Genomic DNA, 24,323 nt, shown 5'->3' on the forward strand with positions numbered 1-24,323 from the left:
GGTAGGGCTATGGACAACAACAAGGGAGACCGCGTGGTGGAACGCCTGCTACTCAATTGCGACATGGGCGAGAGCTTCGGCAGCTGGCGCATGGGCCTGGACGCCGAGGTGATGCCCTACATCGATTGCGCCAACATCGCCTGTGGCTACCACGCGGGTGACCCCAGCATCATGCGCCGCACCGTGGCCCTGGCGCTGGAGCATGGGGTGACCATCGGCGCGCACCCCGCTTACCCGGACCTGGTCGGCTTTGGCCGCCGCTCCATGGCTTGCAGCCCGGAAGAAATCCGCGACCTGCTGCACTACCAGATCGGTGCGTTGGAGGGTATCTGCAAAGTGCTGGGGGGCCGCGTGGCCTATGTGAAACCCCATGGCGCGCTGTACAACGACATGATGGCCGACCCGCTCAAGCTGCGCACCGTGCTGGAGGCCGTGGCAGCCTACGACAGCAACCTGCCGCTGATGCTCATGGCCACTGCCGACAACCGTGCTGCCCAGGCTCTGGGCGATGAAGTCGGCGTGCCGCTGTGGTTCGAAGCGTTCGCCGACCGCGCCTACACCGCCAGTGGCCACCTGGTGTCGCGGCGCCTGCCTGGGGCGGTGCATCACGACCCGGCACTGGTCGTTGAACAGGCCGTGCGTCTGGCTCGGGGCGACACTCTGGTGGCGGACGATGGCAGTGCCCTGCGCCTGCAGGCCAGCACCCTCTGCGTGCATGGCGACAACGACAGTTCGGTGGCAGCGGTGCGGCAGATACGCCAGGCCCTTGATGCCCTGGAGGCACGATGAAGCCGCGCATCGAAGTGGTGGCCATCGACAGCCTGATGGTGCGCCTGTTCGACTGTATCGACGAGGCGAACATGCCGTGGATGCTCGCCGCCAGTCAGCGCCTGAGCGCCACGTTCGGTAAGCACTTGCTGGACTTGGTGCCGTCCTACACAACGCTGATGGTGCAGTTCGACTTGCCGCCGGGTGAGGCGAGGGCGCTGATCTCCCAGGCGCTGGAAGGTTTGCAGCCAGACACTGGCAGCGGCGGTCGGCGTCATGAGATTCCAGTCTGGTATGACGCCAGCGTCGGTCCTGAACTGCCCGTTCTGGCGGCCCGCAGCGGCTTGAGTGAAGCCGATGTCATCCGCTTGCACAGCGAGCGCGACTATCCGGTATTCGCTTTGGGCTTCGCTCCCGGTTTCGGTTTCATGGGCCTGGTGGACGGGCGCCTGGCCAGCCCGCGCCTGAGCACCCCGCGCCAGCGCGTGGCGGCGGGTAGCGTGGGCATTGCCGAGCGGCAGACGGCAGCGTATCCGGCGGTATCGCCGGGCGGCTGGAACCTGATTGGCCGTACTCCGGTGCGCCTGTTCGACCGGGATCGCGAGGGCTACAGCCTGTTGCAACCCGGTGACCGGGTGCGCTTCGTGCCGGTTTCGCGCAGCGAATTCCTGGCCTTGGGTGGTGATGTGGAGGCGCAGGGATGAAGCAGTTGAAGATCGAGGCCAGTACGCCGTTGTGCCAGTTGCAGGACGCGGGGCGCTTTGGCGTGCGCCACTTGGGCGTAACCCAGGGCGGTGCGCTGGACTGGGTGGCGATGCACTGGGCCAACTGGCTGCTCGGCAACCCGTTGGGGGCGCCGGTGGTCGAGGTAGCGCTGGGTGGGTTCTGCGTGGTGGCCGAACAGGCGTGTGTGCTGGCCTTGGCCGGTGCCGATCTGGATGCGCGGATTGATGATCAGCCTTTGGCCCCCTGGCGCAGCTTTGCCCTGGCCAAGGGGCAGCGCTTGACCCTGAAGCAGCCTAAGCAGGGCGTTCGGGCTTATCTGGCTGCACCGGGCGGGTTCCTGGGCGAAGATGTGCTGGGCAGTTGTGCCACGGTGGTACGTGAAGAGCTGGGTGGCATTGATGGCCAAGGGGCTGCGCTGGTTAAAGGCCAGGCATTAGCGTTCACCGGTAGCGATGCAACCCTGCGCGAGGTGCCGCATGCGTTGCGGCCGCAGTACGCACAAAAGCCTGTGCTCGATTTGGTCATGGGCGCGCAGATCGGCGACTTCAGTGGTATCAGCCTGTTCGAGGCGTTCAACAGTGACTGGGCGCTGGACAGCCGGGCCGACCGCATGGGCATCCGCCTGCTGGGGCCGCAGCTGGTCTATCAGGGCGCGCCGATGATTTCCGAAGGCATACCGCTGGGGGCCGTGCAGGTGCCGCCAGATGGGCAGCCGATCGTGCTGCTCAATGACCGGCAGACCATTGGTGGTTATCCGAGGCTGGGGGCGTTGACGCCGCTGGCGTTGGCGCAACTGGCGCAGTGCATGCCGGGGGCAGTGGTGCGGTTCAGGGCGGTGGTGCAGGATGAGGCGTGGCGAGAGCAGCAGGCTTTTGGAGTGCGTTGGCTTTGAGATCTATGGGGCCGCAAAGCGGCCCCATACTCACTTGGACAGGTACCGCATCCCTTCCTCCAACCCCTGCAAGGTCAGCGGATACATCTTGTCTTCGATCAAATCCCGCACCAGATGGGTCGAAGCGGTGTAGTCCCAGGCCTGCTTCGGATACGGGTTGATCCAGATGATCTTCCTGAACTTCTCCATGAAGCGCAGCATCCACACATACCCGGCCTCTTCGTTCCAGTGCTCCACGCTACCCCCCGGCTGGGTGATTTCGTAGGGCGCCATGGCCGCGTCACCCACGAACACCACCTTGTAGTCGTCGCCATACTTGTGCAACAGGTCGAAGGTGGAATACCGCTCCGAGGTGCGGCGCAGGTTGTTCTTCCATACCGACTCGTACACGAAATTGTGGAAGTAGTAGTACTCCAGGTGCTTGAACTCGGTCTTGCACGCCGAAAACAGCTCTTCGCACACCTTGATGTGCGCGTCCATCGAGCCGCCGATGTCGAACAGCAACAGCAGCTTCACCGTGTTGCGCCGCTCAGGGCGCATCTGGATGTTCAGCAACCCGGCATCACGCGCGGTGTGGTCGATGGTGCCGTCGATGTCCAGCTCTTCGGCAGCCCCCTCACGGGCGAACTTGCGCAGCCGGCGCAGGGCCAGCTTGATGTTGCGCGTGCCCAGTTCCACCTGGTCGTCCAGGTTCTTGTACTCGCGCTGGTCCCACACTTTCACTGCCTTGCCCTGGCGCTTGCCGGCTTCGCCCACGCGGATACCCTCGGGGTTGAAGCCGCCTGAGCCGAACGGGCTGGTACCGCCAGTGCCGATCCACTTGTTGCCACCGGCGTGGCGCTCCTTCTGCTCCTCAAGGCGCTTCTTGAATTCTTCGATCAGCTTGTCCAGGCCGCCAAGGGACTGGATCTGAGCACGCTCTTCGTCAGTGAGCGAGCGCTCGAATTCCTTGCGCAGCCAGTCTTCGGGGATCAGTGCCTCGATGTGCCGGTCGAGGTTTTCAAGGCCCTTGAAATAGGCGGCAAACGCCCGGTCGAACTTGTCGAAATGGCGTTCGTCTTTCACCAGAATGGCGCGGGCGAGGTAGTAGAATTCGTCCATGTCGGCGAACACCACGCGCTTTTCCAGGGCCTGGTGCAGGTCCAGCAACTCGCGTACCGACACCGGCACCTTGGCCGCGCGCATTTCATTGAACAGGTTGAGCAGCATGGCCCGGCTCCTGTCAGCGGTTGCCGCGCCGGCTCATGAAGGCCAGGCGCTCCAGCAGTTGCACGTCCTGCTCGTTCTTTACCAGCGCACCGGCCAAGGGCGGGATGGCCTTGGTCGGGTCGCGCTCGCGCAGCACCGCTTCACCGATGTTGTCGGCCATCAGCAGCTTCAGCCAGTCGACCAGCTCGGAGGTGGACGGCTTTTTCTTCAGGCCCGGTACCTTGCGCACGTCGAAGAACACATCCAGCGCCTCGCTGACCAGCGACTGGCTGATGTTCGGATAGTGCACGTCGACGATCTGCTGCAGGGTAGTGCGGTCAGGGAAGGCGATGTAGTGGAAGAAGCAGCGGCGCAGGAAGGCGTCCGGCAGCTCCTTTTCATTGTTGGAAGTAATGATGATGATCGGGCGCTGTTTGGCCTTGATGGTCTCGTCGATTTCGTAGACGTAGAACTCCATCTTGTCCAGCTCTTGCAGCAGGTCGTTGGGGAACTCAATGTCGGCCTTGTCGATTTCGTCGATCAGCAGGATGACCCGTTCTTCGGCCTCGAAGGCCTCCCACAGCTTGCCCTTTTTCAGGTAGTTGCGCACATCGTGCACCTTGTCCACACCCAGTTGCGAGTCACGCAGGCGGCTTACCGCGTCGTACTCGTACAACCCCTGATGGGCCTTGGTGGTGGACTTGATGTGCCAGGTGATCAGGCGCGCGCCGAACGAGGCAGCCAGCTGCTCGGCGAGCATGGTCTTGCCGGTGCCGGGCTCGCCCTTGACCAGCAGCGGGCGTTCGAGGGTGATGGCCGCGTTCACCGCCAGTTTCAGGTCGTCTGTGGCGACGTAGTCGCGGGTGCCTTCGAACTTCATGGGGTTGTCCTCTGTTGTAAGCCTGTATTGGCCTCTTGGCCGGTACAGGCAACACCTGTTTGTAAGTTGTTACCGACTATAACGCGGGGTCAGGCAGCTGCAAACGCAGACCGGGTATTCAGTCTCTGAATGCCCCGTCACATTTGCAGGCTTTACGGGCCTCGGGGGCAGGCTTACCCTTGAGGTCTTTCCCTGCTCTTTTTCATGCCAAGGACCCCTGCCATGAGCCGTATCTTTGCAGACAACGCCCATTCCATCGGTAACACGCCGCTGGTGCAGATCAACCGCATCGCCCCGCGCGGCGTGACTATCCTGGCCAAGATCGAAGGGCGCAACCCGGGCTACTCGGTCAAGTGCCGCATTGGTGCGAACATGGTCTGGGACGCCGAGAGCAGCGGCAAGCTCAAACCGGGCATGACCATCGTCGAGCCCACCTCGGGCAACACCGGTATCGGCCTGGCCTTCGTCGCCGCTGCCCGTGGTTACAAACTGAAGCTGACCATGCCCGCTTCCATGAGCCTGGAGCGCCGCAAGGTACTCAAGGCACTGGGCGCCGAACTGGTACTGACCGACCCGGCCAAGGGCATGAAAGGCGCCATCGAGAAGGCCAACGAAATCGTCGCGTCCGACCCGGCCCAGTACTTCCTGCCGGGCCAGTTCGAAAACCCGGCCAACCCGGCCATCCATGAAAAAACCACCGGCCCGGAAATCTGGAACGACACCGACGGCGCAGTCGACGTACTGGTGGCGGGTGTGGGCACCGGTGGCACCATTACCGGTGTATCGCGCTACATCAAGCACACCCAGGGCAAGGCCATTCTGTCGGTGGCCGTTGAGCCCGCTTCGTCGCCGCTGATTACCCAAACCCTGGCCGGCGAAGAACTCAAGCCCAGCCCGCACAAGATCCAGGGCATCGGCGCCGGTTTCGTGCCAAAAAACCTCGACCTGTCCATCGTCGACCAGGTGGAAACGGTAACCGATGAAGAGTCCAAGGCCATGGCCATCCGCCTAATGCAGGAAGAGGGCATCCTCTGCGGTATTTCCTGTGGCGCAGCCATGGCTGCCGCCGTGCGCCTGGCCGAAAAACCGGAAATGCAAGGTAAGACCATCGTCGTAATACTGCCGGATTCGGGCGAGCGTTACCTGTCGAGCATGTTGTTCAGCGACATGTTCAGCGAGCAGGAAAACCAGCAGTAATCGGCCTCGCCGCTGACCCGGCGCAACAATCGGCGGCCTGGTTTATTGCAAAATCTTCATGAATGCGATCCCGCCCGGGTTGTTTTTACCTCGGCGGGATCGGTTTATGATGGCAGGATGATTTTCAGGAGAGCAGGACGCGCAGCCCTGGCTCTTCCCCAAGGAGTGAAAGCATGACCTTTTCCTTTGCAGCCAAGGCGGGTGTCTTGCTGGTGTTTTTCGGCAGCGTGCTGTTCGTGCACCTGCGCGGCAAGGCCCGCCTGCCGGTGTTGCGCCAGTTCGTCAACCATTCGGCGCTGTTCGCCCCGTACAACGCCTTGATGTACCTGTTCTCCGGCGTGCCGTCCAAGCCCTACCTGGAACGTCAGCGCTTCCCTGAACTGGACGTGTTGAAAGACAACTGGCAGGAAATCCGCGAAGAGGCCATGCGCCTGTTCGACGAGGGCTACATCCGCGCTGCCGAGAAGGACAATGACGCCGGTTTCGGCTCGTTCTTCAAGAAAGGCTGGAAGCGTTTTTACCTGAAGTGGTACGACAAACCTCTGCCTTCGGCCGAAACGCTGTGCCCGCGCACCGTCGAGCTGGTCAGCAGCATCCCCAACGTCAAGGGTGCGATGTTTGCCCTGCTGCCTGGCGGCAGCCACCTGAACCCGCACCGTGACCCGTTCGCAGGGTCCCTGCGCTACCACCTGGGCCTGTCCACGCCCAACTCCGATGCCTGCCGTATTTACGTCGATGGCCAAGCGTATGCCTGGCGTGATGGCGAGGACGTGATGTTCGACGAAACCTACGTGCACTGGGTCAAGAACGAGACCGACGTGACCCGCGTCATTCTGTTCTGCGACATTGAACGCCCGTTGAGCAGCCCGCTGATGACCCGCATCAACCGCCAGGTCAGCGCCTTCCTCGGTCGCGCCACCGCGCCGCAGAATACCGATGACGAGCGGGTGGGCGGGATCAACCAGGCGTATGCCTGGAGCAAGCGCTTCAGCAACAAGATCAGTGGCCATGTGAAGCAGTTCAAGCGTGCCAACCCCAAGGCCTACCGCGTGCTGCGGCCGGTGCTGGCGGTGTTGGTGGCCTATTTGCTTTATCGTTGGTTGTTCTGACCGGCAGGGCCGGCCTTTTTGCGGGTTTAGCCGCGAATTGGCCGGCTCAGGTTGTTGCCCAATCCAGCATTCACCGTTATATTCCGAAACACATATCTTCCCTGAAGACCTGAACATGCCAGCCAGCCCTTCCACCGCAAGCTTTGCCATCGCGCCAGTCGCGGGCATGGTCGTGCGTGGCAGCCAGCAGCCGGCCATGATCAGTCACTACCCACCACCTGTCAGTGGCGTTGTAGGCGGCGTAGCACCGCCTCCTTGCGTGGTCGTGCTGGGCTGATCGGCTTCTGGCCGAACCCTTTCGCACACGCAACCTACTGAACACGGTCGGCTACTTCCCCTGCTGAAGTCTACGCCCACCGTTCGGCTTATTTGCCCGAATACAGGTGCATACATGTCTGTCTTTTCCAAAACTTCCGTGGCCTCGGCGGCCACTACCAGCCTGTTCGTCCTGCTGTGGAGCAGCGGGGCGATCGTCTCCAAGCTGGGCCTGGCGCATGCCAGCCCGTTTGCCTTCCTGCTGTTGCGCTCGGCGCTGGCCCTGGCCGGCCTGCTGCTGATCGGCCCGCTGTTGGGGCTGCGCTGGCCGCGCAGCCGGGGGGCTATCCTGCGGGCACTGGGTACCGGGTGTGTGCTGCTGGGCGCGTACCAGATCTTCTACTTACTGGCGCTCAACACCCATGTCACCCCCGGCGTGATGGCCACGGTGATGGGGGTTCAACCTATCCTGACCGTGGTGCTGATGGAGCGCCAGCGTTCCTGGAGCCGTCTGTTCGGCCTTGGGTTGGGGCTGGGTGGCTTGATCATGGTGGTTTACCAGGGCATCAACCTGGGCGGCGTTTCGCTGGCGGGGATGCTGTTCGCCCTGCTGGCGCTGGCCAGCATGACCTTGGGCTCGATCCTGCAGAAGCGCATCACCGACAACCCCATGGGCACGCTGCCGCTGCAGTACCTGGCCGGCTTTGCCATGTGCGCGCTGTTCGCGCCGTTGCAGCCGCTGCATGTGCAGTGGACGGGCGGCTTTGTCGGCGCGCTGCTGTGGATGGGCCTGGTCGTCTCGCTGCTGGCAACCTTGCTGCTGTACCGGCTGATCGCCAAAGGCAACCTGGTCAATGTCACCAGCCTGTTCTACCTGGTGCCGGCAGTCACTGCGGTGATGGACTTCCTGATCTTCGGTAACCGCCTGGCACCGCTCAGCCTGCTGGGCATGGGGCTGATCGTGGTGGGCCTGCTGTTCGTGTTTCGCAAACCCGCTGCCCGGTTGGCCGAGGCGTAAGCCTTAGCGGAACTCTTCGGGGATGGTGTGGCGCAGCACGCCTTCCTCGAAGTCCAGCAGGCCGGCTTCGCGCTGGGTGAGCAGGTAGTAGAGCAGGGTATCGAGCGACCGCTGCGATGGCACCTCGACAGCCAGCATCTTCACGGCCTGCTCGGTTTCGCAGTTGCAGCCGAAGTCCTGCAAGGCTGCGCGTACCTGGTCCAGGGTTTCCGGCGGTTTGACCACCACCCGAAACACCGAGCTGCCGCTGCGCTGGCGCAGTTCGGCGAACCAGGTCTCGCCGGCGTCTTCACGGGTGCCGATCACGTCGCCCGGGGCGATGCCGTAAACGTGGAAGGGAATATTGTCGACGGCATAGCCACCTTCCACGGCTTTTGCCCACAGGCCCTCGACCGAGGCCGGTGGGTAGCCGGTCTCGTCCTGTTCCAGGCGGAACAGGACTTTCTTGTACGCGCTGTTCATCGTGTACCCCGCTTCAACTGCGCGCCGGGCGCAGCACCAGCCACAGTGCCACGCCAATCAGCAAGCCGCCGTACAGGTGTGCCATCGACAGCGGCTCGTCCAGCAACCACGCCCCCCACAATACGCCGAATGCCGGGATCAGGAAGGTTACGGTGCTGGCTTTTACCGGGCCGATTTCTTCCAGCAGGCGGAAGTACAGGATGTAGGCGAATGCAGTGCACAGCAGGCCCAGGCCCAGCAGCGACAGCCAAACCTGCCAGCCCCCCCAGCTGGCGGGCGGTTGGGTGAGTGCGCTCCAGCCGAACAGCGGGCTCAACATGAGGGTGGCACCGAGCATGCTGCCCAGTGCTGACAGGCGGCTGTCCAGACCACTGACCCAGCGGCGGGCGAGGAACCCGGCAAAGCCGTAGCAGGTGGTGGCCGCCAGGCAGGCGAGGGCGCCTTGCACCAAGGCCATGTCCAGTGCCACCGGGCCAGCGCCGCTGAGGATGCCGACCCCGAACAGGCCCAGGAAAATGCCGCAGAGCTTGGGCAGGGTCATGGGTTCGCGGAAGAACAGCACGCCGATCAGTACGCCCATCAGCGGCGTGGTAGCGTTGAAAATGGCCGAATAGCCAGCCGGCAATACCTGGGCCGCTACGGAATAGAAGGTGGCGGGGATGCCGGAGTTGATCATGCCCAGCACCAGGCAGGCGCCGAGCTTGCCCTGGAAATCCCAGCGTACGCGGGCGGCGGCGACGATGGCGACCAGGCCCAGGCAAGCGATGGACACACGGAAGAACGCGGTCGGCACCGTGCCCAACTCGGGGGCGATGATGCGCATGAACAGGAAACTCGCTCCCCAGACGGCGGCAAGGGTTAGCAGGCGGGCTAGGGCGATGGGGCTCACAACGGTCTCCGGAGGCAGGGCAGGGGCGCGAGTTTACGCGAGGGGGCGGGGAGATTCTTGTGCTTTCTTGCGGTGTAATCCTGTGCGGCTAAGCTGTCTATCTCACCCCGCACCGAGGTGTCCCGCATGACCCAGCACTGGCCTGCCGGCGAGATCGCCCGGATGATCCTCGATGGCTTTGACGACTATCGCGAGCATTTTCGCCGCATCACCCTCGGTGCCCGTGAGCGTTTCGAACAGGCGCGCTGGCAAGCGTGCCAGCGCGCCGCCGCCGCACGGATCAACTTGTATGAGCAGAAGGTCGGCGAGGTCAACGGCTGGTTGCGGGATGCGTTCGATGACGAGGTGCTGCTGGAGGTCGGCCAGTGGCCCTTGGTGAAAAGTGCCTACATAGGCCTGATCGACCCGCGCCTTGACGATGAACTGTCGGAAACCTGGTACAACTCGCTGTTCTGCAGCCTGTTCAGCCATGACCAGATCAGCGACGGCTGCATGTTCATCCACACCACCCGGCCGTCGATCCGCAGCCATCAGCGCGCTGCGCAAACCCGTACCTATTGCCCCGATGGCAGCCTCAAGGGCCTGTTGCGGGCGATCTTCGCCGACTACGCATTCGTCTATGGCGACCTTGAAAGCGACCTGTCACGCCTTGAGGAGCAACTGCGCGAATGCCTGCCGGACTGGGTCTGCAAGGACCCGACGCTGGCGGTGGAGCTGTTTTCACCGGTGTTGTACCGCAACAAGGGGGCCTACTTGGTCGGTCGGCTTTACAACAGCGACGAGCAGTGGCCACTGGTGATCCCGCTGTTGCACCGCGAAGGGCATGGCGTAGAGGCCGATGCGCTGATTACCGACGAGGCCGAGGTGTCGATCATCTTTTCCTTCACCCGCTCGTACTTCATGGTCGATGTGCCTGTGCCGGCCGAGTTCGTCAACTTCCTCAAGCGCATCTTGCCCGGCAAGCACATTGCCGAGCTGTACACCTCAATCGGTTTCTATAAACACGGCAAGTCGGAGTTCTACCGGGCGTTGATCAACCACCTGGCCAGCAGCGAGGACCGCTTCGTCATGGCACCCGGTGTGCGTGGCATGGTCATGAGCGTGTTTACCCTGCCGGGCTTCAATACGGTGTTCAAGATCATCAAGGACCGTTTTTCGCCCTCGAAAACAGTTGACCGCGCCACGGTAATCGACAAGTACCGGCTGGTGAAAAGTGTCGACCGTGTCGGGCGTTTGGCCGATACCCAGGAGTTTGCAGACTTTCGCTTCCCGCGTGACAAGTTCGAGCCAGAGTGCCTGGCCGAGCTGCTGGAGGTGGCGCCATCGACCGTGGCGCTGGAGGGTGACACGGTGCTGATCCGCCACTGCTGGACCGAGCGGCGCATGACGCCGCTGAACCTGTACCTTGAGCATGCCAGCGAAGGCCAGGTGCATGAGGCGCTGGAAGACTATGGCTTGGCCATCAAGCAGTTGGCGGCGGCGAACATCTTCCCGGGTGACATGTTGCTGAAGAACTTTGGGGTGACGCGTCATGGCCGGGTGGTGTTCTACGACTATGACGAAATCAGCTTTTTGACCGAAGTGAATTTCCGCCATATCCCGCCGCCGCGTTACCCGGAAGACGAAATGTCGGGCGAACCGTGGTACTCGATCGGCCCGCATGATGTGTTTCCCGAAGAGTTTCCGCCGTTCCTGTTTGCCGACATCGGCCAGCGGCGGTTGTTCAGCCGCTTGCATGGGGAGTTGTATGACGCGGATTACTGGAAGGGGTTGCAGGCGGCGATCAGGGAAGGGAAGGTGATTGATGTGTTTCCTTATCGGCGCAAGGCTCGGTAAACCTGTTTTTGCAGGCCCGCGAAGAGGCCAGGCCTGCTGAGCACAATTATCCCCTCAAACACTTCAACTCACTGAAATCCGTTCGCACCTTGGCCAACCTATCCTGCAAAAACCGCCGCTGTTGCGGCGTGCTTTGCTGCACCAGGTCCACCAGTAAACTCCGGGCCTGTCGTTCGGTATTCTGAAACGCCGCACGATACGCCGGCGTCCACAAACTCTCCTTGCGCTGCAGCAACGTCGCCAGCCGCGGCTCGAAACTCGCGTCATTGCGCTGGTTCATCGCCAGCAGCAATTGCTGCTGCCAGTGGGCGCGGTTGGCGATCCATTCGCGGTTCTGGTCACCCAGCGCCTGCGACCAGGCTTGCACCCGCTGTTTCTGCACTGGCGTCAGTTCCCCCAGCCATGGCGTCAGGCGTTTTTCCATGCGCTCGGTACGGCGGGCGATCTGTTTGGCCAGCGGTGTATCCACATACTGCTTTTGCCGTTCGCTGATGTCGTCGCGAAAGGCATCACGCATTTCCGCCACTTGGGTGTCGCTCATGCCACGCAACAGTTCAGTGGCCGACGGGGTGATTTCTTCTGCCACCCGGCCAATCGCCTCGCGGGCCTCCTGGGTACGTTGCTGCAGGGCCTGGTCGGTCACCTGGTCGTCAGCGACCATGCCGCGTACCCGGTCCAGCCAGTCGAGGTAACCGGGCAGTTGGGTCTTGCAATGCCAGGCCAGGTGCTCGCGCAAGCGGTCGTCGAGCATGGCCTTCTGCTCGCGGTTCATGTCCAGGTAATCGCCCAACGACCACGGCACCAGGCGATCAAGGTTGCGGTAAGCCAGGTCGATACGGCTGCAGGCGGCCAGGGCCAGGGCGAAGCCGATAGCGACAAGCAGGGCTTTGGACAGGCGTGCAGGCATGTGCTGTTCCTTCCCGAATCGGGCCAGACCTTAGACGCCAAGGAGCACGGACGGATCACTGCATCAGCGGTCGGACGGTGTGATGGCTTCAGGTGTAGAATAGCCCCCTTGTCTTGAGGATCATCAGAAATGGCTCTGCTTGGGCGTTACAACAGTTTGCAAATCGTGAAGCACGTGGACTTCGGCCTGTACCTGGACGGCGGTGCCGACGGCGAGATCCTGCTGCCCGGGCGCTACATCCCGAAAAACGCCGAAACCGAGGTGGATGACTGGCTGAACGTGTTCATCTACCTGGACAGCGAAGACCAGCTGATCGCCACCACCGAAAAGCCCAAGGTGCAGGTCGGCGAATTCGCCAGCCTCAAGGTCAAGGACATCAACGGTGCCGGCATTTTCCTGGATTGGGGCCTGTCCAAGGACCTGCTGATGCCGTACTCGGAAGAGGCACGGCCGCTGAAGATCGGCGACTACTGCGTGGTGCACGTCTACCTCGACAAGCGCACCCGCCGCATCACCGCTACTTCACGCCTGGACCGCTACCTCGACGTCACCCCGGCTGACTACAAGGTCGGGCAACCGGTCGAGCTGCTGGTAGCCGGTGAAACGCCGATGGGCTTCAAGGCCATCATCAACAACCGTCACTGGGGCCTGATTCACAAGAACGAGGTGTTCAAGTTCCTGCGTTCGGGTATGCACGAGAAGGGCTTCATCAAGGAAGTGCGCCACGACGGCAAGATCGCCCTCAGCCTGCAGCCAGTGGGCGCGGCCCTGTCCGACAGCCTGCAAGAACAGATCATGGCACGCCTGGAGGCTGAAGGTGGGGTGTTGGGCGTGTGCGACAAGAGCGACCCGGCGCTGATCAGCAAGCTGTTCAACGTCAGCAAAGGCAACTTCAAGAAGGCCATTGGCGGGTTGTTCAAGCAGGGCCTGATCGTCATCCATGACGACCGTATCGAAAAGGTCTGACTGCCCTTACGCCTGTACGAAGTTGCGGAAGTCCAGTTGCTCGCCACCCGGACGGGTGTCGCGCAGCAGCGAGTCGCGGTCAGCGCTGAGGGCCAGGCTGATGGTCGAGCGGCGCTTGCCGGGCTTGCGCACTTCCATCTGCTCCAGGTGAGCCTTGAGGAAGTTGGTGGGCACCTTCAGGTGCTGCAGCTCATCGCTTTCTGGCGTGTGCAACAGCAGGTTGACCCAGTCGGCCTGGCCCTTGCCCAGGAGCGCCACGGGCACTTCGAACCACCACAGGTTGCGTTTGTTGTCCAGGATGGCGAACAGGGTATTGCTGCTGGTCAGCACCGGCCGGGCCAATGCTTCGTTGCGCCGGGCGATGGCGGCGGGTTTGTCGAGTTTCATGCAGGTTCCTGCGGGTTGACGCTATGAAGGCCTGCATTGTGAGGGGTGGCACGGGGCGGGGCAAGGTTTGTGATTTGCGGTGCCTGTGCCGGTCTCTTCGCGGGTTTACCCGCGAAGAGGCCAGTAGCATTACCGCCGAACCGGCACGCTCAACTCGGAAGTAGCCCCATCAGCAGTGGTCAAGGTTGCAGTAAAGCTGCGCAACCCGCCGATGTTCTCCAGCACCTGGGCAAACCGCGCCTGCCCCTGCTCGTCACTGTTCACCAGCGCGTCCCCAAGGTACTGCTCTGCCTCGGTGCCATCGGCTTGGGCATTACCAAAGAACTCCACACGCAACAGGCTCGACACCGGTCCCTGCACCTCGCCGCGCAATACATTGCCTTCCAGCGCCATCAGCCGTGGGGCCTGTTGGTTGTGGTTAGGCAGCGGCTGGCAAGGCTTGGGCTCGCCCTTGGCATCACAGATGATCGCCTGGTCCTGCTTGGGCAAATCGGCCCCCACCCCGCGCGAACCCACATACAGCGCATGCGCCTGCGCCGGGACGCCAAACACGATGGCGCCCGTGCGTTGGTCAGGCACGCAGGAGCCGCCCGCCTCGCAGCGGCGGATATCCTGGCTGTTACCCCAGATGCGGTTGGCGCTCAGGCGCGTGGCGGTCGTGTCCGGCTCCGGGCGCAGGGCCACGCCGATGCGGTTACCGTGGATCAGGTTGCCGTCGAGGATGTTGCCCTCGCCGGTCACGCTGACCCCGATCGAGTTGCCGCTGAAGGTATTGGCTGCCAGGTAATTGCGCTTGCCCCAGTTGATCTGCAGGCCGTCGGAGTAATTCTCGAAGCGGTTGCGCACCACGCTGTTGTCGTTGCCCAGCAGAATCTCGATGCCTTGCGAGGGCTCCGGGTTGGCAGCGGTGGAGCGGAACAGGTTGTCGGCCACCAGGTTGAACGCCGCGCCACGGGTCAGCTCCAGGCCGTCGCCATTGTCGATCAGCTGGTTGCGCAGCACCTTGTTGTTGTTCGTGGTGGTGGCGGTGGGGTTACCGGCACCGTCATCACCGGTCAGCATGATGCCCGCGCCGCCCTTGTTGGCGACGATGCGGTTGTCTTCGATCACGTTGCCGCTGGCGCGGTTGACCAGGATGCCGATGCAGAAGTTGCGCACTTCCAGGCCGCTCAAATGCACGCCTTGGGTATCGCGCAGCACCAGCCCGGGGTGGGTGGTGGTGCGCACGTTGGTGCCGAACTGGCCGGGCAGGGCGCCGGGGCAGGTGCGCACGCCTTGGTCCTTGATGTAAGCCGAACCGTCGATGGCGATGTATTGGCCATCGCGTGCCCAGGGCAGGCCAGTGATGCGCACCGGGCCTTTGATTTCTGGCAGTGGGCTATTGGGGCGGATGACGTAGGGCGGCTTGCCCACTGCCGCAATGTCGATGCGGTAATGGCCAGGGTTCTGGTTGCTGGTTTCGATGGCCCAGCGCAGCGAGCCGGGTTGGCCATCGTCGGCGTAATGCTCGACACGCAGGGTTTCAGGGTTAGCCGGTGCGGCGGCCAGTGGGGGCAAGGGGAGCAGTGGCAGCAAGGCCACCAGCGCAGGCATCAGACGCATGGGTGCGGGTATCCGGAAAACATTGTTTTTATGAAGTGCCAGCCTGCTTTGGGCGGACGTTTGCGGGGGATTCTAGGGCAGGGCTGATGGCATCGCGCGGGCGCTGGGGCGATTCGGTGCGGTATTCGCCCGCAGTTTTACCGCTCGGCCCAAGGGGTACAAATCCGTTGAAACTCCTGGCGAGGGCGTTGGGTCCACCAACTGTCGGCACGGTTTACGTGTCTCCCATTGCAGGAGTTTTGCCATGAGCGGTACTAAAGACAAAGCGAAAGGCCTAGCCAACGAAGCGGTTGGCAACATCAAACAGGGCGTCGGCAAGGTGACCGACAACGACAAGCTGCGGGCCGAGGGCAAGGCGCAGGAACTGAAGGGCGAGGCGCAGCAGGTCAAGGGCAATGTGAAGGATGCGGTGAAGAAGCCTTGATTCGAGGCAGTCTGACCCGGCCTCTTCGCGGGCAAGCCCCCGAAGAGGCCGGACCTGTGTAAGCAAATTCTTCAAGCATGGCGGGGAGCAGCACAGCAACCGCAGGGTCTATTAGACTTACCCGTTGTATTGATGAATCAAGCGGCGAAAGGAGACGCTATGATTTTCCCCGACCTGCGCGGTCTGCCCCTGCACCGCGTGCTGGTACGCACCGTCAAGGAATTCCTCGACGATGAGATGTCCACCTATGCCTCCGCGCTGGCTTACCAGGCGTTGTTTTCGCTGTTCCCCTTCTTGCTGTTCCTGATTGCCCTGATTGGTTTCCTGCACCTGCCAGACTTCTTCTCCTGGCTGCGCCTGCAAACCGAGCTGGTGCTGCCGCCCCAGGCACTGGAGCAGGTAAACCCGGTAATCGACCAACTCCAGCAGTCCAAGGGCGGGCTGCTGTCGGTGGGTATCGTGATTGCCCTGTGGACCGCGTCGGCGGGCGTGCGCCTGATGATGAGCGCCATGAACGCCGCCTACGACGTGCCCGAAGGGCGACCGGTATGGAAGCGCATACCCCTTTCCATCATCTACACCGTAGGCTTGGCCGGCATGCTACTGGTAGCGGCGGCGCTGATGGTGCTGGGGCCGCAAGTGATGGAGTGGATTGCCTCACAGGTAGGCATGCAGGAGTTCATCGTAACGCTGTGGACCATCCTGCGCTGGCCGGCGATCATCATCCTGATGATGGTGGCCGTTGCGGTGATCTACTACGTGATGCCCGACGTTAAGCAGAAGTTTCGCTTCATCACACCCGGCTCGGTGCTGGCGGTGGTGGTGTGGATCGTGGCCTCGCTGGGCTTTGCCTACTACGTGAAAACCTTTGCCGACTACAACGCCATGTACGGCAGCATTGGTGCAATCATCGTGCTGTTGCTGTATTTCTATATCTCGGCTGCCGTATTGCTGCTGGGCGCCGAAATGAATGCGGTGATCGAGCACATGTCAGCCGAAGGCAAGAACCCGGGCGAAAAAGATTTCAACGGCGAAAAGCCCAAGGAAACCTTGACGGTGCTGGGCCACGAGCACCCCAACCCGAATGCGTCCAATACTGTCGAGCCGAACACCAGATGATTCGCGACATTCTTAAAATGGGTGATGAACGCCTGCTACGCATCGCCCCGCCCGTGCCCGAGCACCTGTTCGGCACGGCCGAACTGCAGCAACTGATCGACGACATGTTCGAAACCATGCGCCATGTGGGCGGGGTCGGCCTGGCCGCGCCGCAGATTGGCGTCGACCTGCAGTTGGTGATCTTCGGCTTCGAGCGCAGCGAACGTTACCCCGATGCCGAAGCGGTGCCGCAGACCATTTTGCTCAACCCGGTCATCACACCGACCTCCACCGAGGTCGAGGACGGCTGGGAAGGCTGCCTGTCGGTGCCTGGCCTGCGTGGCGTGGTGCCGCGCTTCAAGCACATCTGCTACGAAGGGGTCGACCCCCAGGGCAACCCGATCAACCGCTTTGCCGACGGCTTCCATGCACGGGTGGTGCAGCACGAGTGCGATCACCTGATCGGCCGTTTGTACCCATCGCGCATTCAGGACTTCGCCAAGTTCGGTTACACCGAGGTGCTGTTCCCGGGGCTCGACGTCAGCGACGACTAAGCCCGCTCCAGCGCTACCAGGCGTTTGCTGCGCTGGTAGCGCAGCAGGCGGCTTGCCAGGCTTTCGGGCAGTTGCCCGGCCATGTGGAAACCCAGGCGCTGATAGAAGGGCGCCAGGTCCGGGTGGCAGAACAGCCAGGTTGGGCCATTGGCCTGCTCCAGCGCCGCATCGATCAAGCGTCCGGCCACCCCCTTGTTGCGCTGTTGCGGGTCGACGAACAACCCGGTCAGCCAATAACCATCGCCTACGGGGCTCAGGCTCAAGCCTGCAATGATGCCCGGCGCCCTCGCCACCCACAGTTGCGCATCGCTTGCAGCACGCATGCGCGAGCCGTGCTGACGGTAAAAATGGTCCAGTAGCCGGCGTTTAGTGTCCGAAAGCGTCGAGCAGTGAAGATATGTTAATGAAATGGCGAGTCCTGCCCTGAAAGCTGGCCAGAGGCTCTGGCTGGATGTTTTGCGGCTAATTTGACGCAGATTGTTGCAAATCCGGCAAGGGTGAATATCCGACTACGGGGTTCAACTATTGCCATGCGGGAGTAGACTTTTACACATCCCCCCTGGCAGTACGAAGCGGGATCGGTACTTCGTGCCATCTTCACCGTAGATGGCAACTTCTCCGTGCCGTTCACGGCAATAGAAGTCAATCGATCAGCTTGAATGCTTAAAAGGCAAACCCACATGAAACCATTACTGATTCTTGCATTGGTCGGTATGTCCTCGTTCGCCCTCGCCGATGAGGCCACCCCCGTCTCCAGCCAGCCTGTGGCCCAGCAGTATGACTATTCCATGAACCTGGACATCAAACGGGTGATCAACTTGTCGACCATCCCCAATGTCTGCGAAGTGGTACCTGCCACCATGACCTATGAAGACCACCAAGGCCAGGTGCATACCATTCAGTACCGGGCCATGGGTGAGGGTTGTCAGCAAGGTTGAAGCTGAAGCGATCCTTTAGGAGCGGCTTTAGCCGCGAACACCGGCGCAGCCGGTGCCATCCACCATCGGTAGATGGATCGCGGGGAAGCCCGCTCCTACAGGCTATAAAGCCACTGCTCGAGAGAATAATTTCCAAGGCCTGTCGATTCCTCCGTTCTCCATTCGACCATAGGTGAAGGCACCACCGTGCCCCCATGACCTGTCGGAGGAACCCCCGATGAGCACCGCAGCCGAAACCGAGATCCGCCAACTGATCGAGCGCTGGATGCAGGCCGTGCGCGATCGCGACATCCCCAACATCACCGCCCCCTATGCCGATGACATCGTCGCCTTCGATGCCATCCAGGCGCTGCAATTCAAGGGCAAGGCTGCCTACACCGCGCACTGGGAAATGTGCATGGGCATGTGCACCGGCCCCATGGTCTTCGAACTGGCCGAACTCACCGTACACGCCGCTGGCGACCTGGCCCTGGCCCACTGGCTGAACCGCTGCGGCCCGGGCGATGACGAAAGCCAGTGCGGCTTTATGCGTGCCACCGTGGGCTATCGTCGTCAGAATGGCCAGTGGCAGGTGATCCATGAGCACTGGTCGGCGCCGTTCGACATGGAAACCCAGAAAGCCCTGTTCGATCTCAAGCCCTGAGCCGTTATCGCCAAACGCACTTTGCCAATGCCCTGGAGGCGACCATGAAATACCTGTGCCTGGTCTATTGTGACGAGGGGCTGCTGCACAGCCTGCCCGACAGCCCGGAAGACGCCGAATGCATGGCGTATGCCGAAGCCATCCAGGGCTCCGGGCGAATGCTGGCGGCCGAGGCGCTGAAGCCTGTGCAGACCGCCACCACGGTACGGGTGCGCAACGGGCACATGAGCCTGACCGACGGCCCGTTCGCCGAAACCAAAGAGCAACTGGCGGGTTTTTACCTGGTGGAGGCCCGCGACTTGAACGAGGCGCTGAACATCGCCAAGGGTATTCCTGCCGCACGGGTCGGTAGCGTCGAGGTAAGGCCCGTGCGCCAACTGCAACCCTGACAGCCAAGGAGCACAACAACAATGAGCCTTGCCCAACCTGCACCTGCCCAACATGAGTTGTCCATCAGCCGCTTGATCGACGCACCCCCGGCCAAGGTGTTCCGCGCCTGGACCGAACCCCAGTGGCTGATGCAGTGGTGGGGGCCGCACGGCATGACCACACCGGAGTGCGAGATGCAGTTGTGGGCCGGCGGCCTGTTCCGCACCCTGATGCGCGCGCCGGATGGCAGCGAGTACCCGAACCAGGGTGTGTTTCTGGAAATTGCCGCACCACGGCGGCTGGTGTTCACCGATGCCTTCGGCCCCGGCTGGGTGCCCTCGAACAAGGCCTTCATGACCGCCGTGATCAGCTTTGACGAGGAGCAAGGCAAAACCCGCTACACCGCCCGCGCCTGGCACTGGAATGCCGCCGACTGCCGGGCCCATGAGGAAATGGGCTTTCACCAGGGCTGGGGAGAAAGCCTGGACCGCCTGGTGGAGGTGGTGACCCAGCGGATGCCCGACTGATGGCGGCACTGGCGCAAGTGCGCACCGAAGTCGAGGCGGTGTACCGGCGGGAGTCGCGGCGCATTTTGGCAACGTTGATCCGCTTGCTGGGTGATTTCGACCTGGCCGAGGAGGCCATGCATGATGCCTTCTTCATCGCTGTCGAGCGTTGGCAGCGCGACGGCATACCCGAAAACCCAAGGGCGTGGCTGGTTTCCACCGGGCGCTTCAAGGCCATTGATGCGCTGCGCCGACGCGCCCGTTTCGACCGCTCCCAGGCCGACCTGAGCATGCTGCTCGACGCCCAGGCACAGGACCCCAGCGAAGAAGAGTTGCTGGCCGATGACCGCCTGCGCCTGATCTTCACCTGCTGCCACCCGGCATTGTCCGCCGATGCCCAGGTACCGCTGACCCTGCGCGAAGTCTGCGACCTGACCACTGAACAGATTGCCCACGCCTTCCTGCAAAGCCCGGCCACCATCGCCCAGCGCATTGTCCGCGCCAAGGCCAAGATTCGCGATGCAGGCATCCCGTACCAGGTACCGGAACTGAACGAACTGCCCGAACGGCTGGAGAGCGTTTTGCGGGTTATCTACCTGGTGTTCAACGAAGGCTATTCGGCGTCATCGGGCGAGGCGCTGCTGCAGCAGGACCTAAGCGATGAAGCGATCCGCCTGGCGCGGTTGCTGGTGCAGTTACTGCCCGACCCGGAGGCGGTTGGCCTGCTGGCCTTGATGCTGCTGCAGGCGTCCCGGCAGCAGGCGCGAACCGATGCCCAGGGCAACCTGGTGGTGTTGGAGCAGCAAGACCGCAGCCTGTGGGACCGGCAACGCATTGAGGAAGGCTGCGAGCTGGTGCGCCAGGCGCTGCAAAGCCGGGCGTTCGGCGCCTATACGGTGCAGGCGGCGATTGCCGCGGTGCATGCCGAAGCATCGACGGCAGCGGAGACGGACTGGGCGGAGATTGTCGGGCTTTATGACGTGTTGCAGCGGCATTGGCCTTCAGCCGTGGTGGAGCTGAACCGGGCGGTGGCAGTGGCCAAGAGGGATGGACCGGAGGTTGGCTTGCAGGTGGTCGAGGGGATTATGGCGCGAGGGGAGCTGCTGGACTATCACCTGGCGCATGTGGCTCGGGCGGAGTTGCACTATCAACTGGGGCAGGTCGAGGAGGCCCGTGCGGCTTGGCGGCAGGCGCTGGCGCTGACCCGGCAGGAGCCGGAGCGCAGGCACATTGAGCGGCGGCTTCAGGCCATTGAATGATGTTTTCTGTGCCGGCCTCTTCGTGGGCACGCCCGCGAAGAGGCCGGTACTGGCTATATCGATCTTCAGCTAGCCACAAAATTCGGCGGCGACACCAGCTCGACGGTCTGCTGCTTGCGCGGTGCCAGGATCTCGGCCTCACCCTCGACCACCAGCTCATCGTTTTGGTTGTACACATTGGTGGCGATACGCACCTTGAACTTCGGCAGCTTCTCGAGGATTTCCAGGCGCACGGTCAGGGTATCGCCAATTTTCACCGGCTTCTGGAAGCTCATTTGCTGGCCCAGGTAGATGGTGCCAGGGCCTGGCAGGGTGCAGGCCACTGCTGCACTGATCAGCGCGCCGCTGAACATGCCGTGTGCAATACGTTCGCGGAACATGCTCTTGGCGGCGAACTCGGCATCCAGGTGAACCGGGTTGTGGTCACCGGACATCGCGGCGAACAGCTGGATGTCGCGTTCTTCAACGGACTTCTTGTACTCGGCCTTCTGGCCGACTTCGAGGGCTTCGTAAGGCGTGTTGGTGACCTGGGACATCGGTGCTTCCTTAAGCGTTAGGCGAGGGTGGCTATCATTCACTGCGCACGGGGCGGCCAAGGGCCAGCGCCTGTTCAAGCCAGCCGAGGATATCGGCGGTGACCTCGTCACGGTTGGTTTCGTTGAGTACTTCATGCCGCGCTTGAGGATAGACGCGCAGCTGTACATGTCGATTGCCGGTCGCGCGCAGGGCGTCGGCCAGATGGGTGAGACGCTTGCCGGCACTGACCGGATCACATTCACCACCGATCACCAGCATGGGTAGGTTCGGATCGATCTGCGCGAGGTTACTCGGCTGGCTGATCTGCGCCAAGCCTTGTAACAGGTCGAGCCACAGCTGGTTGCTGCAACGAAAGCCGCACAACGGGTCGTTGACGTACAGGTCGACTTCGGCCGGGTCGCGGCTGAGCCAGTCGAATGCGGTGCGGTTGGGCTTGAAAGCCTTGTTGAACGAGCCGAACGACAACCACTCGATCAATGCACTTTTGCCCAACGGCCCCTGACGCCAGGCTTCCAGCCGGGCAATCTGCCGGGCCACCCGGTAAAGCGTTGCCGGCTGGTAGTTGGAGCCACTCAGGATAGCCCCGTGCAGGCTGGCACTGTGGTGCAGCAGGTAGGCCTGGGCGATGTAGCTGCCCATGCTGTGGCCGAACAGGAACAGCGGCGTGCACGGGTATTGCTGACCGATGTGCTGGGCCACCCGGCCGAGGTCGTTGACCACGGCATTCCAGCCATGATGGCGGGCGAACAGGCCGAGGCTGCCCTGCTCGGCAGTGCGCCCGTGGCCGCGCTGGTCGGCCGCGAACAGGGCAAAGCCCGCCTCGCTCAGGGCCTGCCCAAGGCGTTGGTAGCGCCCGGCATGCTCGGCCATGCCATGGGCCAGCAGCACCACGGCTTTCACCGGTTTGGCCGGCAGCCATTGGTGCACGTACAGGCTGCAGTGCTCGCTGGCGGGTAGCCAGAAGGCGTCGTTAGGCATGGCGGGTCCTTGTGCGCACAGGTACCCGAACAGTGTATGCACAACCGGCCGGATTGCAGGAAGGGCACAAATAAGATTCACAATGTTAATGGCGGCACTTGGCGTATATGCCACCTTGGACTTACCTGTTAACGTCGGATCAACGCCTTTTCGCCGGCTGGCGATCAGGTAATGGACTAAAGGACGCAGTGCAGGTCCAGGCAGAGGAACAATAATAAATGCAAGCCGACTTCTGGAATGACAAGCGCCCGGCGGGCGTGCCTTCCACCATCGACATCAATGCCTACGCCTCGGTCGTCGAGGTGTTCGAGCGCTCCTGCAAGCGCTTTGCCGACCGCCCGGCGTTCAGCAACCTGGGCGTGACCCTGACCTACGCCGAGCTGGAGCGCCATTCAGCCGCCTTCGCCGGCTGGTTGCAGCAGCACACCGACCTCAAACCGGGCGACCGCATCGCGGTGCAGATGCCCAACGTGCTGCAATACCCCATCGCCGTCTTCGGCGCCATGCGCGCCGGCCTGATCGTGGTCAACACCAACCCGCTGTACACCGAGCGCGAAATGCGCCACCAGTTCAAGGACAGCGGCGCGCGCGCACTGGTGTACCTGAACATGTTCGGCAAGCGTGTGCAGGAGGTGTTGCCCGATACCGGCATCGAATACCTGATCGAGGCGAAGATGGGCGACCTGCTGCCCACCGCCAAAGGCTGGCTGATCAACACGGTGGTCGACAAAGTGAAGAAGATGGTGCCGGCCTATCACTTGCCCCAGGCGGTATCGTTCAAACAGGCGCTGCGCCAAGGGCGCGAGCTGTCGCACAAACCGGTGCCGCTGAGCCTGGACGACATCGCCGTGCTGCAATACACCGGCGGTACCACTGGCCTTGCCAAAGGCGCGATGCTCACCCACGGCAACCTGGTGGCCAACATGCTGCAGGTGCTGGCCTGCTTCTCGCAGCATGGCCCCGACGGGCAGAAGCTGCTCAAGGACGGGCAGGAGGTGATGATCGCGCCGCTGCCGCTCTACCACATCTATGCCTTTACCGCGAACTGCATGTGCATGATGGTCACCGGTAACCACAACGTGCTGATCACCAACCCACGGGATATTCCGGGCTTCATCAAGGAGCTGGGCAAGTGGCGTTTCTCCGCACTACTGGGGCTGAATACCCTGTTTGTTGCGCTGATGGATCACCCGGGCTTCCGTCAGCTGGACTTCTCGGCGCTGAAGGTCACCAACTCCGGCGGCACGGCGCTGGTCAAGGCCACTGCCGAGCGCTGGGAAGCGCTTACGGGGTGTCGCATCGTCGAGGGCTACGGCCTGACCGAAACCTCGCCGGTTGCCAGCACCAACCCCTATGGCAAGCTTGCCCGACTGGGTACGGTGGGCATCCCGGTGGCGGGTACCGCGTTCAAGGTGATCGACGATGACGGCAACGAGATGCCGCTGGGCGAGCGGGGCGAGTTGTGCATCAAGGGCCCGCAGGTGATGAAGGGCTACTGGCAGCAGCCCGAGGCCACGGCCCAGGCCCTGGATGCGGACGGCTGGTTCAAGACCGGCGATATTGCGGTGATCGACCCGGACGGTTTCACTCGCATCGTCGACCGCAAGAAAGACATGATCATCGTCTCGGGCTTCAACGTTTACCCCAATGAGATCGAGGATGTGGTGATGGGGCACCCCAAGGTCGCCAACTGTGCAGCCATCGGTGTGCCGGACGAGCGTTCCGGCGAGGCGGTGAAGCTGTTCGTGGTGCCGCGTGAGGGGGGGGTGAGCGTGGATGAGCTCAAGGCCTACTGCAAGGCCAACTTTACCGGCTACAAGGTGCCCAAGCACATTGTGCTGCGTGAGTCGTTGCCGATGACGCCGGTGGGCAAGATCTTGCGGCGGGAACTGCGGGATATCGCTTGATGGGTATGGCTTTGGCTTAGTGGTGTTG

At 62.4% G+C, this 24,323-nt stretch carries 28 protein-coding genes; 18 read left to right on the forward strand and 10 right to left on the reverse strand.

The annotated features are described in order from the left end of the window. Positions 1-9: 9 nt before the first annotated feature. Genes PM2_RS06850 through PM2_RS06860 form a run of 3 tightly spaced genes read left to right on the forward strand, consistent with a single transcriptional unit; the run spans position 10 to position 2,386 of the window. Positions 10-789 (forward strand): 5-oxoprolinase subunit PxpA, encoded by a 780-nt coding sequence (locus tag PM2_RS06850; protein ID WP_028700260.1) that lies wholly within the window; start codon positions 10-12, stop codon positions 787-789. Further along, positions 786-1,472, forward strand: coding sequence for a 5-oxoprolinase subunit PxpB (gene pxpB / locus PM2_RS06855; RefSeq protein WP_028700261.1), 687 nt, complete (start codon positions 786-788; stop codon positions 1,470-1,472). The genes PM2_RS06850 and pxpB overlap by 4 nt, the downstream gene beginning before the upstream one ends. Then, positions 1,469-2,386, forward strand: a complete 918-nt coding sequence (locus tag PM2_RS06860; RefSeq protein WP_028700262.1) for a 5-oxoprolinase subunit C family protein — start codon at positions 1,469-1,471, stop codon at positions 2,384-2,386. The genes pxpB and PM2_RS06860 overlap by 4 nt, the downstream gene beginning before the upstream one ends. Before the next feature lie 30 nt (positions 2,387-2,416). On the opposite strand, the gene PM2_RS06865 is transcribed toward PM2_RS06860, so the two are convergent. Next, on the reverse strand, positions 2,417-3,595 hold the full coding sequence (locus PM2_RS06865; RefSeq protein ID WP_016711929.1) for a vWA domain-containing protein: 1,179 nt from the start codon (positions 3,593-3,595) through the stop codon (positions 2,417-2,419). 13 nt (positions 3,596-3,608) lie between these two features. Next, positions 3,609-4,454, reverse strand: a complete 846-nt coding sequence (locus PM2_RS06870) for an AAA family ATPase (RefSeq protein ID WP_012273667.1) — start codon at positions 4,452-4,454, stop codon at positions 3,609-3,611. Positions 4,455-4,676: 222 nt separating this feature from the next. Here PM2_RS06870 and cysK point away from each other — a divergent pair, with 222 nt between their 5' ends. The 4 genes from cysK (at position 4,677) to PM2_RS06885 (ending at position 8,033) form a co-directional block, all read left to right on the forward strand. Then, positions 4,677-5,651, forward strand: a complete 975-nt coding sequence (cysK, locus tag PM2_RS06875; protein WP_028700263.1) for a cysteine synthase A — start codon at positions 4,677-4,679, stop codon at positions 5,649-5,651. A 173-nt stretch (positions 5,652-5,824) separates the two neighbouring features. Next, positions 5,825-6,760 (forward strand): aspartyl/asparaginyl beta-hydroxylase domain-containing protein, encoded by a 936-nt coding sequence (locus PM2_RS06880; protein WP_016711927.1) that lies wholly within the window; start codon positions 5,825-5,827, stop codon positions 6,758-6,760. Positions 6,761-6,875: 115 nt separating this feature from the next. Next, positions 6,876-7,037 carry a hypothetical protein gene (locus PM2_RS31140; RefSeq protein WP_169739415.1) on the forward strand — a complete coding sequence of 54 codons (162 nt, stop codon included), beginning with the start codon at positions 6,876-6,878 and terminating at the stop codon, positions 7,035-7,037. Positions 7,038-7,151: 114 nt separating this feature from the next. Beyond that, entirely contained in the window at positions 7,152-8,033 is an 882-nt protein-coding gene (locus PM2_RS06885; RefSeq protein WP_028700264.1) for a DMT family transporter, read from the forward strand. A 3-nt stretch (positions 8,034-8,036) separates the two neighbouring features. Here PM2_RS06885 and PM2_RS06890 read toward each other — a convergent pair whose 3' ends face one another. Together PM2_RS06890 and PM2_RS06895 are read right to left on the reverse strand one after the other, a co-directional pair. Continuing rightward, the gene (locus PM2_RS06890; protein ID WP_016711924.1) at positions 8,037-8,495 is read right to left on the reverse strand and encodes a DUF4265 domain-containing protein; all 459 of its coding nucleotides are present in this window, start codon (positions 8,493-8,495) and stop codon (positions 8,037-8,039) included. Positions 8,496-8,508: 13 nt separating this feature from the next. After that, entirely contained in the window at positions 8,509-9,384 is an 876-nt protein-coding gene (locus PM2_RS06895) for a DMT family transporter (RefSeq protein ID WP_019098513.1), read from the reverse strand. A gap of 126 nt (positions 9,385-9,510) precedes the next feature. On the opposite strand from PM2_RS06895, the gene aceK reads away from it, so the two are divergent. Beyond that, complete coding sequence (aceK, locus tag PM2_RS06900; RefSeq protein ID WP_016711922.1) at positions 9,511-11,220, forward strand: bifunctional isocitrate dehydrogenase kinase/phosphatase; 1,710 nt, start codon at positions 9,511-9,513, stop codon at positions 11,218-11,220. 46 nt (positions 11,221-11,266) lie between these two features. Here aceK and PM2_RS06905 read toward each other — a convergent pair whose 3' ends face one another. Further along, positions 11,267-12,127: a DUF6279 family lipoprotein gene (locus PM2_RS06905; RefSeq protein ID WP_028700265.1), complete on the reverse strand. Its 861-nt coding sequence runs from the start codon at positions 12,125-12,127 to the stop codon at positions 11,267-11,269. Between the two features lie 129 nt (positions 12,128-12,256). Here PM2_RS06905 and PM2_RS06910 point away from each other — a divergent pair, with 129 nt between their 5' ends. Beyond that, positions 12,257-13,093, forward strand: coding sequence for a CvfB family protein (locus PM2_RS06910; protein ID WP_016711920.1), 837 nt, complete (start codon positions 12,257-12,259; stop codon positions 13,091-13,093). 6 nt (positions 13,094-13,099) lie between these two features. On the opposite strand, the gene PM2_RS06915 is transcribed toward PM2_RS06910, so the two are convergent. Both PM2_RS06915 and PM2_RS06920 read right to left on the reverse strand, forming a co-directional pair. Continuing rightward, complete coding sequence (locus PM2_RS06915) at positions 13,100-13,480, reverse strand: hypothetical protein (protein WP_003254641.1); 381 nt, start codon at positions 13,478-13,480, stop codon at positions 13,100-13,102. Positions 13,481-13,609: 129 nt separating this feature from the next. Then, on the reverse strand, positions 13,610-15,082 hold the full coding sequence (locus tag PM2_RS06920) for a right-handed parallel beta-helix repeat-containing protein (protein ID WP_028700266.1): 1,473 nt from the start codon (positions 15,080-15,082) through the stop codon (positions 13,610-13,612). 244 nt (positions 15,083-15,326) lie between these two features. Here PM2_RS06920 and PM2_RS06925 point away from each other — a divergent pair, with 244 nt between their 5' ends. The 3 genes from PM2_RS06925 to def all read left to right on the forward strand — a co-directional run bounded on the left by PM2_RS06925 (position 15,327) and on the right by def (position 17,158). Beyond that, positions 15,327-15,506 (forward strand): CsbD family protein, encoded by a 180-nt coding sequence (locus tag PM2_RS06925; RefSeq protein WP_019099157.1) that lies wholly within the window; start codon positions 15,327-15,329, stop codon positions 15,504-15,506. 159 nt (positions 15,507-15,665) lie between these two features. After that, positions 15,666-16,625, forward strand: coding sequence for a YihY/virulence factor BrkB family protein (locus PM2_RS06930; RefSeq protein WP_016711917.1), 960 nt, complete (start codon positions 15,666-15,668; stop codon positions 16,623-16,625). Next, positions 16,622-17,158, forward strand: a complete 537-nt coding sequence (gene def / locus PM2_RS06935; RefSeq protein ID WP_016711916.1) for a peptide deformylase — start codon at positions 16,622-16,624, stop codon at positions 17,156-17,158. The genes PM2_RS06930 and def overlap by 4 nt, the downstream gene beginning before the upstream one ends. On the opposite strand, the gene PM2_RS06940 is transcribed toward def, so the two are convergent. Next, positions 17,155-17,481, reverse strand: coding sequence for a GNAT family N-acetyltransferase (locus PM2_RS06940; protein WP_016711915.1), 327 nt, complete (start codon positions 17,479-17,481; stop codon positions 17,155-17,157). The genes def and PM2_RS06940 overlap by 4 nt on opposite strands. A gap of 357 nt (positions 17,482-17,838) precedes the next feature. Here PM2_RS06940 and PM2_RS06945 point away from each other — a divergent pair, with 357 nt between their 5' ends. The 5 genes from PM2_RS06945 (at position 17,839) to PM2_RS06965 (ending at position 20,873) form a co-directional block, all read left to right on the forward strand. Further along, the gene (locus tag PM2_RS06945; protein ID WP_016711914.1) at positions 17,839-18,096 is read left to right on the forward strand and encodes a DUF2790 domain-containing protein; all 258 of its coding nucleotides are present in this window, start codon (positions 17,839-17,841) and stop codon (positions 18,094-18,096) included. A gap of 217 nt (positions 18,097-18,313) precedes the next feature. Continuing rightward, the gene (locus tag PM2_RS06950; RefSeq protein WP_028700267.1) at positions 18,314-18,739 is read left to right on the forward strand and encodes a YybH family protein; all 426 of its coding nucleotides are present in this window, start codon (positions 18,314-18,316) and stop codon (positions 18,737-18,739) included. 44 nt (positions 18,740-18,783) lie between these two features. Then, complete coding sequence (locus PM2_RS06955; RefSeq protein WP_016711912.1) at positions 18,784-19,128, forward strand: YciI family protein; 345 nt, start codon at positions 18,784-18,786, stop codon at positions 19,126-19,128. 21 nt (positions 19,129-19,149) lie between these two features. After that, positions 19,150-19,635 (forward strand): SRPBCC family protein, encoded by a 486-nt coding sequence (locus tag PM2_RS06960; protein ID WP_016711911.1) that lies wholly within the window; start codon positions 19,150-19,152, stop codon positions 19,633-19,635. Continuing rightward, positions 19,635-20,873 (forward strand): RNA polymerase sigma factor, encoded by a 1,239-nt coding sequence (locus PM2_RS06965; RefSeq protein WP_016711910.1) that lies wholly within the window; start codon positions 19,635-19,637, stop codon positions 20,871-20,873. Before PM2_RS06960 ends, PM2_RS06965 begins: the two co-directional genes overlap by 1 nt. Positions 20,874-20,938: 65 nt before the next feature. On the opposite strand, the gene PM2_RS06970 is transcribed toward PM2_RS06965, so the two are convergent. Next, complete coding sequence (locus PM2_RS06970; protein WP_016711909.1) at positions 20,939-21,409, reverse strand: MaoC family dehydratase; 471 nt, start codon at positions 21,407-21,409, stop codon at positions 20,939-20,941. Between the two features lie 34 nt (positions 21,410-21,443). After that, a complete protein-coding gene (locus tag PM2_RS06975; protein ID WP_016711908.1) occupies positions 21,444-22,388 on the reverse strand; it encodes an alpha/beta hydrolase in 945 nt (314 codons plus the stop codon). A gap of 218 nt (positions 22,389-22,606) precedes the next feature. On the opposite strand from PM2_RS06975, the gene fadD2 reads away from it, so the two are divergent. Next, complete coding sequence (fadD2, locus tag PM2_RS06980; protein WP_028700268.1) at positions 22,607-24,295, forward strand: long-chain-fatty-acid--CoA ligase FadD2; 1,689 nt, start codon at positions 22,607-22,609, stop codon at positions 24,293-24,295. Positions 24,296-24,323: the final 28 nt, after the last annotated feature.

The organism is Pseudomonas monteilii NBRC 103158 = DSM 14164 (assembly GCF_000730605.1).
Lineage (GTDB): Bacteria > Pseudomonadota > Gammaproteobacteria > Pseudomonadales > Pseudomonadaceae > Aquipseudomonas > Aquipseudomonas monteilii.